The organism is Streptococcus sp. 343_SSPC (assembly GCF_001072385.1).
Lineage (GTDB): Bacteria > Bacillota > Bacilli > Lactobacillales > Streptococcaceae > Streptococcus.
In genome coordinates this window covers 13,280-26,357 of the sequence record NZ_JVKU01000009.1, presented here as the reverse complement: position 1 = coordinate 26,357, position 13,078 = coordinate 13,280, and the positions used below count along the sequence as shown (strand labels likewise).

Below are 13,078 nucleotides of genomic sequence, written 5' to 3'. Positions count from 1 at the left end.
TATGACAGGAGGAACCGACCTGTCAGATTTATCAGATGCTATTTTGAACCAGGCAGTCCTTGAACTGAAAGAAGGCTTGGAGTCAATTTCGCAAGAGTAAAGTCTATCAGTTCTTCTACACAGCTGACTATGTAGATCATCATAACCGAACCTGGGATACCCGCCATGAAGAGCGGACAGCTGATGCCATGACTTTTTTCACTATCGCTTTGACAATAGCGAAGGAACTAGAAAGGTAACTACAAGAATGGCAGTATATTTTTACGGCTGTATCACCATGGATGGCTACTTGGCAGACAGCCAGCACAGGATAGACTGGCTGCATCAGCTTGGTTCTGTAGAGGATACAGGCTATGATGACTTTTACAGGCAAATGGATATCACCATCATGGGCAAGCGCACCTTTGAGGAAATCCAAGATTTGCAAGATGTAGAAAGTTTTTATCAAGCTACGGAAAACTATGTCTTTACGCATGATAGGCACCTGCCTGTCAGCAATTACCAGCCAGTAGCTGGGGATGTGGTGGACTTTGTTCGCCAGATTGACAAAGGCAAAAATGTCTTTGTGATAGGTGGTAATTCCTTGGTAGGACCGCTCTTGGATGCGGATCTTTTCGACCACCTCATTATTCAGATAGCGCCCCTTATCCTAGGAAAGGGGGTTCCCCTCTTTACCCAAGAGGAAGGGCAGCGCTTTTACCAACTGGATAGCCTCAGACAATTTGGCCCTTTTGCAGAGCTGGTTTTCAGCCGAAAAAGTCAGAAATAGAGAAGGGAGTGGACCGCATGATTAAAATTTATGACACCATGTCTCGTGATTTGCGAGAATTTGTCCCAATCGAAGAAGGAAAGGTCCGCATGTATGTTTGTGGGCCAACAGTTTACAACTATATCCACGTAGGGAATGCTCGTTCAACGGTAGCCTTTGACACGATTCGTCGCTATTTTGAGTATCGTGGCTACGAGGTTAACTATATTTCCAACTTTACAGATGTGGATGATAAGATTATCAACCGTGCCAAAGAGGAAGGCATTACGCCACAGGAAGTGGCAGACAAGTACATTACGGCCTTTCGTGAGGATGTGACGGCTCTCGGGGTCAAACCTGCAACCCGCCACCCTCGTGTGGTCGAGTTTATGGATGACATCATCCGTTTTGTCGCTGATTTGATCGAAAAAGGCTATGCCTACGAGAGCCAAGGCGATGTCTATTTCCGTGTGGAAAAATCCCACAACTATGCTAAGTTAGCTAATAAAACCCTGGAAGACTTGGAGCTAGGCGCTTCTGGTCGGACAGATGAAGAAACGGCTCGCAAGGAAAATCCAGTCGACTTTGCCCTTTGGAAAGCTGCGAAGCCGGGTGAAGTTTCTTGGGACAGTCCTTGGGGTCCTGGTCGTCCGGGTTGGCACATCGAGTGTTCGGTCATGTCAACGGGAATTTTAGGGGATACTATTGATATCCACGGTGGTGGAGCCGATCTTGAGTTTCCACACCATACCAATGAAATTGCCCAGTCTGAAGCCAAAACAGGCAAAACTTTTGCCAACTACTGGATGCACAATGGCTTTGTCAATATCGACAATGTCAAGATGTCCAAGTCCTTAGGTAACTTCATTACTGTGCATGATGCATTGAAGACCATCGACGGCCAAGTCCTTCGCTTCTTCTTTGCGACCCAGCACTACCGCAAGCCCATTAACTTCACAGAAAAAGCGGTGCGCGATGCGGAGACCAACCTCAAGTATTTGAAAAATACCTATGAGCAACCGTTCACAGGAGAAGTGGATCCAGCAGACTTGCAAGGCTTTGTGGACAAGTTTATCGCGGTGATGGATGAAGATATCAATGCGGCAAACGGAATCACCGTCGTCTTTGAATTGGCCAAATGGATCAATTCAGGTCACTACAACCAAGACGTTAAGGATGCCTTGACCAAGATGCTAGAAGTCTTTGGAGTGGTCTTTGTCGAGGAAGTCTTGGATGCAGATATTGAAGCCTTGATCGCGGAGCGTCAAGAAGCGCGGTCTAATAAAGATTTTGCGCGAGCAGATGCGATTCGCGATGAATTGGCTGCGCAAGGAATCAAGCTCTTGGATACAAAAGAAGGTGTAAGGTGGACACGTGATTGATGTCAATCTAATCAATGGGATCGCCCTGGCCTTTGAGGGAGATGCGGTCTATTCCATGTATATTCGCAAGCACCTGATTTTTCAAGGGATGACCAAGCCCAATAAACTTCACCAAGCTGCAACCCGCTACGTCTCTGCCAAGGCCCAGGCTAGTCTGATTGCGATGATGTTGGAAGAAGAGCTTTTGACAGAGAAAGAAGTCGAGATCTATAAGCGTGGTCGCAATACCAATAGCCATACCAAGGCCAAAAATGCGGATGTTGTGACCTATCGCATGTCGACAGGTTTTGAAGCGGTCATGGGTTACCTGCATCTGACAGATGAAATCAGTCGCTTAGAGGAATTGGTAGCTTGGTGTATCCAAAAAGTGGAAGAAGGAACAAAATAGTGAAAAATATCAGAGAGTGGTTCCCTCAGGCCGAGGTGACGGATCACCCCAATCCACCAGTTGGTTATGTAGCCATTCCCCTGCAGGCCCAGCAATGGTTGCTACTGAAGGAAGAAGAGCTGACCGAGAGAGAGAAACAATTGATTTCCTGGTTGGGCAGTGAGGAAGATTTTGCCCCCAACCCTTGGTACCAATACCTGATCGATGGAAAGGGAGAAGCCCCTCAAGTCATCAAAAAAATGCAACTCGTCTATTGCCACCTCTCGCACTCGACAGCGGAAGGGACAGCTTCCTGGTTAGAGATGATGCAGACGCTTTTGCCCAACTTTCGGGCAGTCTTGCAACTGAGTGGACAGGACTATGTACTCATTCTAGATCAAGAGCAGTCGCTGACTGTGGCTGATATCTTAAAAGATACCGTCTCTGCCATGGAGTATGATTTTAATATTCGCTTATCCATCATGGTCGGGCAGGTATGGACCGAGTCAAAAGCTGGGAAAGTATCTCCGGTCATCCGAGCAGAACGGGCAGCCTTTCGATCTTGGATCCGAGAAGGCCATCAAGGTGTTTACCGCTTTTCTCAACTCTACCTGTGGGGAATCGAGCAGGCAGATTTGGATCTCCATCCTATCAAAGAACGCTTGCATCAGTTGATTGGGAGTCAAGACCAGTTGCAGGATATCATTGTTGCCCTCTGGGACAACGGGGCAGTTGTAACCAAGGCGGCCCAGCAACTTTATCTCCATCGCAATTCCCTTCAATACAAGATTGACAAATGGGAAGAGCTAACGGGTCTCCAGTTAAAAAATCTGACTGATCTAGCCCTTTGTTACCATTTGGTTCTACAGGATGTTATTTAAATGAAATGAATCCAGAGTTTTGTGCAACTTGCACAAAACTCTTTTTCTTTTTTGTGAGAGTTGCCATAGCTTTGTAAAGCGTTTTCATTTACAATAGAACTATAAAAATCAAAGGAGTACCATCATGGTAGAATTAAATCTTAAAAATATTTACAAAAAATATCCAAACAGCGAACACTATTCAGTTGAAGATTTCAACTTGGACATCAAAGACAAAGAGTTTATCGTTTTCGTAGGTCCTTCAGGATGTGGTAAATCAACAACTCTTCGTATGATCGCTGGTCTTGAAGATATCACAGAAGGTGAATGTTCCATCGATGGTACTGTTGTAAATAACGTAGCACCTAAAGACCGTGACATCGCCATGGTATTCCAAAACTACGCTCTTTACCCACACATGACTGTGTACGATAACATGGCATTTGGTTTGAAATTGCGTAAATACAGCAAGGAAGATATCGACAAACGTGTACAAGAAGCAGCTGAAATCCTTGGCTTGAAAGAATTCTTGGATCGTAAACCAGCTGACCTTTCTGGTGGTCAACGTCAACGTGTGGCTATGGGACGTGCCATTGTCCGTGATGCAAAAGTGTTCTTGATGGACGAACCATTGTCAAACTTGGATGCGAAACTTCGTGTATCCATGCGTGCTGAAATCGCGAAAATCCACCGCCGTATCGGAGCTACAACCATCTACGTAACTCACGACCAAACAGAAGCGATGACATTGGCTGACCGTATCGTTATCATGTCTGCGACTAAAAACCCAGCTGGTACTGGTACAATTGGACGTGTGGAACAAATTGGTTCTCCGCAAGAAGTGTACAAGAACCCTGTTAACAAATTCGTAGCTGGATTCATCGGAAGTCCTGCCATGAACTTCATTAACGTGAAGTTGGAAGGTGGCCACATCGTTACTAACGGCTTGAATTTGAAAGTTCCAGAAGGTGCTTTGAAAGTCTTGAAAGAAAAAGGCTATGATGGTAAAGAATTGATCTTTGGTATCCGTCCAGAAGACGTGAATACAGAAGCTGCTTTCCTTGAAACTTTCCCAGAATCAGTCGTGAAAGCAACCATCTCTGTATCTGAGTTGCTCGGTTCAGAATCTCACTTGTACTGCCAAGTTGGTGACAACGAATTCATCGCAAAAGTGGATGCGCGTGACTATCTTGGAACTGGTGAAACCATCGAACTTGGATTTGACTTGAACAAAGCTCACTTCTTCGACAAAGAAACTGAAAAAACAGTATACTAATCAATACTGACACTATAGAGACTGAGACGATTTGTCTCGGTCTCTTTCATTTTAAGGAGACAAAACATGGAAAAAGACTGGTGGAAGGGGAAGGTCGCTTATCAGATCTACCCAAAAAGCTTCAAAGACAGCAATGGAGATGGTGTTGGGGATTTGAAAGGCATCACGGAGAAACTCGATTACCTTCAAGACTTAGGGATTGATATTCTCTGGCTCTCCCCTGTTTACAAGAGTCCTTTTATTGACCAGGGCTATGATATTTCTGACTATTATGCCATTGATCCCCTTTTTGGGACCATGGAAGATATGGAAGAGTTGATTGCGGAAGGCAAGAAGCGAGGCATTTCCATCATTATGGACTTGGTGGTCAATCATTGCTCCAGTCATCATGAGTGGTTCCAAAAAGCTTTAGCGGATCCAGATGGCCCTTATGCAGACTACTTTTACTTCATCGAAAGCGACAAGGAACCCAACAACTGGGAAAGTTACTTTGGAGGTAGTGTCTGGGAACCGGTTCCTGGCACCAACAAATACTATCTCCATTCTTTCCACAAGGATCAGCCAGACCTCAATTGGCAAAATCCTGTCTTGCGCGAAGAAATTTACACCATGATCAACTGGTGGTTGGACAAGGGAATCGCGGGCTTCCGGATTGACGCTATTATCAACATTAAAAAAGATTTAGAATGGCGTTCGCTTCCGTCCGATCGTGACAATGGTCTGGTCCCAGTACCGGAGTCTCTGGTCAATGCCCAACCGATTGAACCTTTCTTGCAAGAGTTAAAAGAGCATACTTTTGCCAAGTACAATGCCTTCACTGTAGGGGAAGTTTTCAATGAAACCGATGAAGAGTTGCACTTCTTTATTGGAAAAGATGGTGTCTTCTCTTCCATCTTTGACTTCAAACAAACCATGCTGGGTCAGGAAGGAAAAGGCTGGTTTGATCATAGTCTTCCGACAGCAGATGAACTCAAGGAAAGTATTTTCCAAGCCCATGAGCGTGCAGATAGTATTGGAGTTCTCTCGACCATCATTGAAAACCACGACGAACCTCGTGGCGTGTCCCACTATATCGCAGAAGGTCCAGTAAACGATACCAGTAAAAAAGCTCTGGGAACCATTCAGGTTTTGCGTAAGGGAATTCCTTTTATCTACCAAGGCCAAGAAATTGGGATGGAAAACCAAGTCTTTGAATCAGTGGAGGACTTTGATGATATCGCGACCATCAATGGCTACCACGTTGCGAAAGAAGCTGGTTTGAGCGAGGAAGAAGCATTAGCAGCGATTGCCAAATACAGCCGGGACAATGCGCGGACGCCCATGCAATGGTCAGCAGAGCCAGGTCTGGGCTTTAGCGATGGACCAGCCTGGTTGATCAGTCCCAAACCAGACCATTCTATTAATGTGGAAGACCAGGAAAAGGATCCCAATTCTATCTTGAATTATTATCGCCAACTGACCGCCTTGTACCGCCATCCCCTCTATGGAAATACCATTCGGTTTGGAGATATGATCCCGGCTTATCGGGACCGTGAAAACATCATCGCCTTTGAACGCCGTGGGGACAAGCGCCTCTTGGTGATCAGCAATTTCCAAAATCGCCAGGCCACCTTGGAGTTGCCAGCTCCGATTAAAACCGTCATTTTAAATAACACTGCAGGATTATTCCAAGAAGGAGACCAAGTGCTCGAATTGGCCCCTTACCAAACGGTTGTGTTGGAATTGGCAGAATAGAAAAGAACCTTCGCAGACGCGAAGGTTCTTTTCATGTCATCCAAGTCTAAACCTGGAACTTACTCAACTTCTTTCTTTTTCAAGAGGAGGAAGCCGCCGCTAACGGCTAGCAAGAAGCTTGAAAGAATGAAGTGTGCGGTTGTGTCTTCTCCAGTTTGTGGCAATTGCGCCTTGTCTGGATTTTCTAGGAATCTTTGTCCCACTTGGTAGCTCAAGGTTTGCACGCTTTCTTCAGTTTCAGCTGCGGTTTCTTTTTGTGGAAGGAGCACTTTAGGAGTGTCCTTCTTAGCCAAGATTGGCTGTGGAGTGGTTGTTTGGTTATGAATTGGAACCACCACCTGATCTGGTTCTTTGGCTGGTACGTAATCCATCAAGCTTGCTAACTTGCTGCCAAAGATCGCATTGGTTACCCAGCGGAAGAAGTGGACAGGGTGTTGACGGTTGGTTGGATTTCCTGCATAGACAAAGAGAGGTTGTCCCATCAGTTCTCCAGAGATGGCCATGACTTTGTTGGCTAGGACTTCATTTTTTGGCCACCAGCCAGCAATGTAGTAGTCGCTTGAAGCGATGCTCATCAAGGTCTTGAAGTTGCTTGGAACTTTTTCAATCCAGTTTCCTGAGTTGGAGTAGAAGAGGGCGTTCTTCTTGTAACCGCTGGTCAGTGGATCTTGGTCATCAATGATGGCCTTCATCAAGCCCTCGTAGTCACTGCCACCTTTAAGTTTTTCAGCATCAAAACCTGTAAGAACTCCCAATTTTTCCAGTTTCTGCATGGCTTCCCCTCCGATGACGAGAGTTGGTTTCTTGCCGAAGATGGAGGCGTCAAAGCGGTTGTTTTCAAGCACAATGACATCTGCTTCGTCAGGAGTATCGACGATTTGGAAACCTAATTTTTCAAGGACCAAACTAGTATGAGCAGGCGCATCTACGCCGGTCCAATCGTAGTGATAGTTTGGAGAATAGATTTTCAATGGTTTCAAGGTTGGACCGTTTGGTACCTTGTAGAGGGCTTCGCCATAGATAGCGTAGTTTGGAAGGAGTGATGCAAAGGTATCGCGATCAACGATGTAGCCATCATCTGTTAGGTAGACAGATTTACCTTGGGAAATCGCCTTGTTCACGGCTTGAACAGCGCTAGCCGAGGTATTGGCAATGACGTAGTAAGGCGCTTTCGGATCAATCTCAGAGGTTCTAGTCGCGCGAGTGGTGGTGACTTCTCCAAGTTTTCCAGCAAAGAGGCCGTCATTGAACACAGGTTCTGCCTTGAAGCCTTTCATATCAGGGAAGTTAACGAGAAGTTCCGCATACATGGCTGCCCAGGCGGATTCATTAGACCCTTTATAGAGGATATGGTTGGCATAGCCCCGTTTAGCTTGAGCCATGTCAATGACTAAGTCTCCTTTTTTGTAGGTGCCTGTATCTTCTTTGAGTTCTTTGACGAGGACACCGTTGCGTTTGAAGTAGTCAATCATATTGAAGGCTTCTTGCGCATCATTGTCCTTGTCCAATCCCATTGGGATAACATAGTAGTCAGGGAAGAATTTCGGACGACCATTCTTCACACGACCGACAACTTCACCAGTTGGTCCCACTAGTTCGTTCTCTGCTTTTGGATCTTCGATCTTGTTGAGGCCACGTAAGTAGAAGTTGAGGCGCATTTCAAGAAGCTTGTCTGGGTTTTGGCTGAGGAAATCAATTCCGCCAAGGACAGCATTGCGTCCAGCATAATAGGATTCTTGGTTGGATTCTGGAATTTCGATGGTGTGGCCCAAGATGCCATGGTAAACGGCATAGACACCTGTATAACCAGAGAAGGAATCATCCCAGCCATCACCCCAATCCAGTTTTGGAATGATGTAGCTGTCGTATTTGGAGTTGGCAACCCCTGCACGGCCCATATGATGGGCATTTTCCAGCATGAGGTTGGACATAAGGTCGTATTCAAAGTTTGGATCATGTGGAGGCGTTGCAGGCTCGATCAAGAATTCTTTGACAAATCCATGGATATCATAGAGAGCGATCGGATTCCACTTGTTGATCATTTGGATGACGGTACGCACTTCTGGGTTTGTTTGGTAACTAGCATCCCGGTTTGGATCCAGTCCATTGGCTAAGGCACGTAGGTTAAGAGCATCCCCGTCAGGGTTTTCCGTGAAGTCAAACAAGAAGATGAATTTATTGAGCAAGGTTGGGATGTCCAGAGTTACATTCTTGACGTTACCAGCTTCATCTGTCGTTTTAAAAGTGACTTGGTTTTCTGTGGCGAAGGTATGGAAGAGACCAGTGATGATGTCAATCCCAGGTTGTTCATCCGCATGCGTATTATGAACCAGGACAGGCAGTTTGTAATCCAAGGTCTTGTCCTTCAGAGCTGCCAACATCTCGCTTGGTTTTGTGAGAGCTGTTGGATTGGTAGATGAGAGGTAGTGGTCAATACTTGCTTGGTCCTTACTCACAATTCCCATCTTCATATCACGGCCTTGGGCGCTCTTACCAAGGGTTTCAAGCTGAACTAGACGGTCCGTTTTGGCTTCTGCCTTTGTCTGCTCAATGGAAGCTAGCATTTCCTCGTGGGTATGGAAATCTTTATATGGACGGAAGGTTAGATTCTTGCGAATAGTCAGCCCAAGATCTGAACTAGTTCCGACTAAAGTATGCTCGCCAATATAGTTCCGATAGGTCCGACGGATATTATTAGGGCTCCGAAGGCTTAAATCTTCGCCAAAGAGTTCCTTGACAGTAAAGGTCAGATCCAAATCGTTTCCGTTTTTGTTCTCTTCAACTGTGATGAAGGGATCTTTGGAAAGAGTTCCTGTCTCCATATCCCAAGTTTTCCATTCTTCCAGTGGTTTGTCGTCCAAGGTCCAGCTAATCTTGCCAGCAGCCTGAGCTTGATCCTTGACGGTATCTGTTAGCGTTCCCTTTTCAGACATGTAAACAGGGCTGTCACTAAGGCTGATAGCAGGATCTGCGTTTGCTGCTCGCTCTGTTACAGGGCTTTCTACTTTGGTCGTAGGACTAGCGGTGTCTGAAGCGGTAGACGAGCTTGCTTCTGCGCTAGCTGGACTAGCTGAGCTAGGACTTGCTTCCACAGGGCTTGGTGTAACTTCTGATGCTGAGCTAGGACTTGCCACTTCTGATCCAGTAACTGGACTAGCACTAGCCTCCTCTGGCTTGAGGACGTTTTCGACAGGTGTGGCAGGACTAGCTGTCTCAACAGTGTCCGCAGCAACTTGGCCTTGTGCGAGGAAGGCTAAAAGGACAGCGGTAGAAAGACTGAGTGCGTTTGTGTACAAACGCTTCTTATAAGAAGAATGCATAAAGAGACCTCCTTTGTTCTTTGCATGTATGCACCTCTATCATAACACTTTATGACAGCGCTTTCAATATATATGGAAGTTTTTCTCTTAAAATTCGTTACAGATTGATGGCAAAGAAAAAGAGCTGGGGAAATCTTCCCAGTCTCTAAAGAAGGGTTTATGCTTGAAGTTCCTTCTGGTAGGTTTGATAGAATTCCACCTTGATGGAGATGAAGGTTTCAAGATCACGGAGGAGCTGCAGAAGGGTCGCTCGGGTTTCAAATTCTTGACGAGATCGAGGGAGAGGTCGCTCGCGGAAGACTGCTAGATAGCGGTTGATTTCGTCAAGTAGGAATTGGGCTGGATTTTCCTGACTGAGCTGGCTGGCTGTTTTAGCAAAGAGTTGGGCCAAAATAAGACTCTCGCTCGCGGCTAATTGACAGTTGTTTACGTTGTTGGCCATGTCCCGCAGTATATTATTTTGGCGCTTGCGCATCTCAAAATAGTGGATATGGTAGTTGGTCTGATGGAAGAGGTGATTGGAGTGGTCTAAATAGACTAAATCGAGAGCTTCTTTTAAGATGGTATCTAGCTCACGAATCAAGCTAGCATCGTTGCTCCCGTCTCCTTTTCCTAGAAACTCTGCAAAGCGATAGAGAATCTTCTTGAGTTGCTCCTCGACAATTTCATGATAGCGATCAATTTCTTCCTGTCGAGAAGGCATATAGAGATTGGCTAGAAGGGCAAAGCTGGTTCCGATTAGGAAAATAGCTACTTCATTTCCCAATAAAGAAAGGGAAGTGGATTTTTCTAGCAGGAGATGGGTAACCAGGACAGAGCTGGGCGTGATACCAATTTCCCAGCCTTGTAGGAAAGCAAGGGGGACATAGGTGGCCAGATAAAAACCAAGGGCCCAGAGATTGAAGCCGAGAATCTGAAAGGCTAAGCTTCCTAGGAGGAGAGCAAGAAGCATGGACATGAAGCGATTATAGGCTAGTTTGGCGGTACTTCGACGGGTATCGCTAATGCTGAGAATGGCAATGATCCCCGCAGAGGTGGCGTAGGACAGACCCAAAAACTCTGCAAGCAAGATGGCCAAACAGGTGGCGAGAACCATCTTGATGGTTCGGTGAATAAGTGGCATAATGCTAGTTCTTTCCTTTTTCTAAACTAGTTTCATTATACCACAAGCAAAGTGGCCTACTTCAAATGTTTCACCAGATATGGCAATTGTGTTATACTAGTTTCATGGAAAAAAACGATATTGTTTATGGCGTTCATGCCGTTACAGAAGCACTAGTCGCAAATACAGGAAATAAATTGTATATTCAGGATGATTTGCGTGGGAAAAATGTAGAAAAAATCAAAGATCTAGCAGCGGAAAAAAAGGTCTCCATTTCTTGGACCCCTAAGAAAACCTTGCAAGAAATGACAGAAGGAGCTGTCCACCAAGGTTTTGTCTTGCGGGTTTCGGAATTTGCCTATACGGACTTGACTGAGATCTTGACCCAGGTAGCTGATCAAGACAATCCCTTGCTCTTGATTTTGGATGGCTTGACTGATCCGCATAACTTGGGATCCATCCTGCGAACAGCTGATGCGACCCAAGTAGCGGGAGTCATCATTCCCAAGCACCGTGCTGTTGGAGTGACCCCTGTTGTCGCTAAGACCTCAACTGGGGCAGTGGAGCATGTCCCTATTGCTCGGGTGACCAACCTTAGCCAAACCTTGGATAAGCTCAAAGAAGCAGGCTTCTGGATTTTCGGAACCGATATGAATGGGACGCCTTCTCACAAATGGAATACCAGTGGGAAGCTAGCCCTCATTATTGGCAACGAAGGCAAGGGCATTTCAGCCAATATTAAAAAGCAAGTGGATGAAATGATTACTATTCCTATGCAGGGGCATGTCCAAAGTTTGAATGCCAGTGTCGCAGCAGCGATCCTTATGTATGAGGTCTTTCGCAATAAATTATAATAGAAGAAATCAAAGGAAGGGGGCAATCCATGAAAGAAAAAATTTTGTTAGTGGACGGCTACAACATGATTGCCTTCTGGCAGGAAACCCGCCAGCTCTTTAAGAAAAGTGAGCTCGATGCTGCACGAACGATCCTCCTAGAGAAGCTTAGCCACTATGCCAGCTTTGAAGGCATTCGCGTGATTTGTGTCTTTGATGCCCAATACATGCCAGGGATTCGCCAGATCTATGAAGAATTTCAGGTCCAAGTGGTCTTCACAGCAGAGGAGGAGACCGCCGATGACTACATTGAACGTCTGGCAGCAGAGCTCAATACACCCCTTCATCAAGTATCAGTCGCGACGAGTGACTTGAATGAGCAATGGACGGTCTTTGCTCAAGGAGCACTTCGTGTTTCGGCGCGGGAGCTGGAGAAGAGAGTTGCCGTTGTCAAGGCCGACTTGAACCAGGCGCGAGGAGCCGTCAACGATCAAAAACCACCGATACGGCCTTTTGACCAAGAGGGCCTACGTCAACTACAAAAAGAGATGGGAGCAAGTAAATGACCTTTAAAATTTTAACAGATTCAACTGCAGATTTAGATGAAAGATGGGCACAGGAGCATGATGTAGAGATCGTCGGTTTGTCAATCCAAATCGATGGGGCTCATTATGAGACAGTGGGTCCAGACAAACTCACCAGCCCCCAATTATTAGCAGAGATGCAAAAAGGTGCTAAACCAACGACCAGTCAGGTCAATGTTGGGCAATTCCAAGAGATTTTCAAAGGCTACGCTCAACGCAAGGAAAATCTCCTCTATATCGCCTTTTCTTCAGTTTTGTCAGGGACCTACCAGAGTGCGGTCATGGCAAGAGACTTGGTCCTTGAAGACTACCCAGAAGCTGTCATCGAAATCATCGATCCAAAAGCTGCAGGGATTGGAGAAGGCTACTTGTCTATGCTAGCAGTTGAGGCGCGTGATGCCGGCAAGAGTTTGGATCAAGTTAAGGAAGAACTGATGGAAGTGGCTCCAAAGTTGCGGACCTATTTCTTGGTGGATGATCTCTACCATCTTATGCGCGGGGGACGCCTTTCTAAGAGTTCAGCCATCGTCGGAAGCTTGGTCAACATCAAACCCCTTCTTTGGATTGATGAAGAAGGCAAGTTAGCTCCAATCGCTAAGGTACGTGGACGTAAAAAAGCTATGCGGGAAATGCTCACCCTCATCCAGGAAGATATCGGTCACAGCACAGCCTTGGTTTCCTATACAGATGATTTGGCAGGAGCAGAGGAGCTCAAGGATCAATTGTTGGAGAATCCAGCTATCTCCCAAGTCTTGATCATGCCACTAGGTCCCGTCATTGCTGCTCACGTCGGTCCTAATTCTCTCATCGGCTTTGTTATAGGAAAAGAAAATCGCAAATAATTTTTTAAATTGGTTGACTTTTATCTTAAA

The 13,078-nt window shown here is 45.9% G+C and carries 11 protein-coding genes and 3 pseudogenes; 11 read left to right on the top strand and 3 right to left on the bottom strand.

The features are described 5' to 3' along the window. Position 1 precedes the first annotated feature (1 nt). The 8 genes and pseudogenes from ADH27_RS10525 to ADH27_RS01515 form a co-directional block, all read left to right on the top strand. A pseudogene (locus tag ADH27_RS10525) lies at positions 2-97 on the top strand (bacteriocin); the annotation flags it as partial. Further along, positions 75-239: pseudogene (locus ADH27_RS09820) on the top strand (phosphorylase); the annotation flags it as partial. The pseudogenes ADH27_RS10525 and ADH27_RS09820, both read left to right, overlap by 23 nt. A gap of 8 nt (positions 240-247) precedes the next feature. Further along, a complete protein-coding gene (locus ADH27_RS01540; protein WP_000301981.1) occupies positions 248-769 on the top strand; it encodes a dihydrofolate reductase family protein in 522 nt (173 codons plus the stop codon). A 17-nt stretch (positions 770-786) separates the two neighbouring features. Beyond that, a complete protein-coding gene (gene cysS, locus ADH27_RS01535; RefSeq protein ID WP_048715159.1) occupies positions 787-2,130 on the top strand; it encodes a cysteine--tRNA ligase in 1,344 nt (447 codons plus the stop codon). Continuing rightward, on the top strand, positions 2,123-2,518 hold the full coding sequence (locus ADH27_RS01530) for a Mini-ribonuclease 3 (RefSeq protein ID WP_048715157.1): 396 nt from the start codon (positions 2,123-2,125) through the stop codon (positions 2,516-2,518). The genes cysS and ADH27_RS01530 overlap by 8 nt, the downstream gene beginning before the upstream one ends. Further along, positions 2,518-3,378, top strand: coding sequence for a helix-turn-helix domain-containing protein (locus ADH27_RS01525; RefSeq protein ID WP_048715155.1), 861 nt, complete (start codon positions 2,518-2,520; stop codon positions 3,376-3,378). Before ADH27_RS01530 ends, ADH27_RS01525 begins: the two co-directional genes overlap by 1 nt. Positions 3,379-3,502: 124 nt before the next feature. After that, a complete protein-coding gene (locus ADH27_RS01520; protein WP_048715153.1) occupies positions 3,503-4,633 on the top strand; it encodes an ABC transporter ATP-binding protein in 1,131 nt (376 codons plus the stop codon). Between the two features lie 66 nt (positions 4,634-4,699). Next, positions 4,700-6,367: an alpha-glucosidase gene (locus ADH27_RS01515; RefSeq protein WP_048715150.1), complete on the top strand. Its 1,668-nt coding sequence runs from the start codon at positions 4,700-4,702 to the stop codon at positions 6,365-6,367. Positions 6,368-6,426: 59 nt separating this feature from the next. On the opposite strand, the gene ADH27_RS10540 is transcribed toward ADH27_RS01515, so the two are convergent. The 3 genes and pseudogenes from ADH27_RS10540 to ADH27_RS01505 form a co-directional block, all read right to left on the bottom strand. Further along, positions 6,427-6,570, bottom strand: a complete 144-nt coding sequence (locus tag ADH27_RS10540; RefSeq protein ID WP_414717666.1) for an LPXTG cell wall anchor domain-containing protein — start codon at positions 6,568-6,570, stop codon at positions 6,427-6,429. Between the two features lie 72 nt (positions 6,571-6,642). Then, positions 6,643-9,687 (bottom strand): annotated as a pseudogene (locus ADH27_RS01510) (M14 family zinc carboxypeptidase); the annotation flags it as partial. Between the two features lie 157 nt (positions 9,688-9,844). Next, entirely contained in the window at positions 9,845-10,810 is a 966-nt protein-coding gene (locus tag ADH27_RS01505) for an aromatic acid exporter family protein (RefSeq protein WP_048715146.1), read from the bottom strand. 104 nt (positions 10,811-10,914) lie between these two features. Between ADH27_RS01505 and rlmB the strand changes: the two genes are divergently transcribed. The 3 genes from rlmB to ADH27_RS01490 are packed head-to-tail and all read left to right on the top strand — an operon-like array spanning position 10,915 to position 13,048. Then, positions 10,915-11,643, top strand: coding sequence for a 23S rRNA (guanosine(2251)-2'-O)-methyltransferase RlmB (gene rlmB, locus ADH27_RS01500; RefSeq protein ID WP_048715200.1), 729 nt, complete (start codon positions 10,915-10,917; stop codon positions 11,641-11,643). A gap of 29 nt (positions 11,644-11,672) precedes the next feature. Further along, positions 11,673-12,188, top strand: a complete 516-nt coding sequence (locus ADH27_RS01495) for an NYN domain-containing protein (RefSeq protein ID WP_048715144.1) — start codon at positions 11,673-11,675, stop codon at positions 12,186-12,188. Continuing rightward, positions 12,185-13,048 carry a DegV family protein gene (locus tag ADH27_RS01490; protein WP_048715142.1) on the top strand — a complete coding sequence of 288 codons (864 nt, stop codon included), beginning with the start codon at positions 12,185-12,187 and terminating at the stop codon, positions 13,046-13,048. The genes ADH27_RS01495 and ADH27_RS01490 overlap by 4 nt, the downstream gene beginning before the upstream one ends. Positions 13,049-13,078: the final 30 nt, after the last annotated feature.

Coding starts and splice junctions, on each gene's coding strand:
- cysS (WP_048715159.1), top strand. CDS start 787: ATGATTAAAATTTATGACACCATGTCTCGTGATTTGCGAGAATTTGTC.
- ADH27_RS01495 (WP_048715144.1), top strand. CDS start 11,673: ATGAAAGAAAAAATTTTGTTAGTGGACGGCTACAACATGATTGCCTTC.
- ADH27_RS01540 (WP_000301981.1), top strand. CDS start 248: ATGGCAGTATATTTTTACGGCTGTATCACCATGGATGGCTACTTGGCA.
- ADH27_RS01515 (WP_048715150.1), top strand. CDS start 4,700: ATGGAAAAAGACTGGTGGAAGGGGAAGGTCGCTTATCAGATCTACCCA.
- ADH27_RS01505 (WP_048715146.1), bottom strand. CDS start 10,810: ATGCCACTTATTCACCGAACCATCAAGATGGTTCTCGCCACCTGTTTG.
- ADH27_RS01490 (WP_048715142.1), top strand. CDS start 12,185: ATGACCTTTAAAATTTTAACAGATTCAACTGCAGATTTAGATGAAAGA.
- rlmB (WP_048715200.1), top strand. CDS start 10,915: ATGGAAAAAAACGATATTGTTTATGGCGTTCATGCCGTTACAGAAGCA.
- ADH27_RS01520 (WP_048715153.1), top strand. CDS start 3,503: ATGGTAGAATTAAATCTTAAAAATATTTACAAAAAATATCCAAACAGC.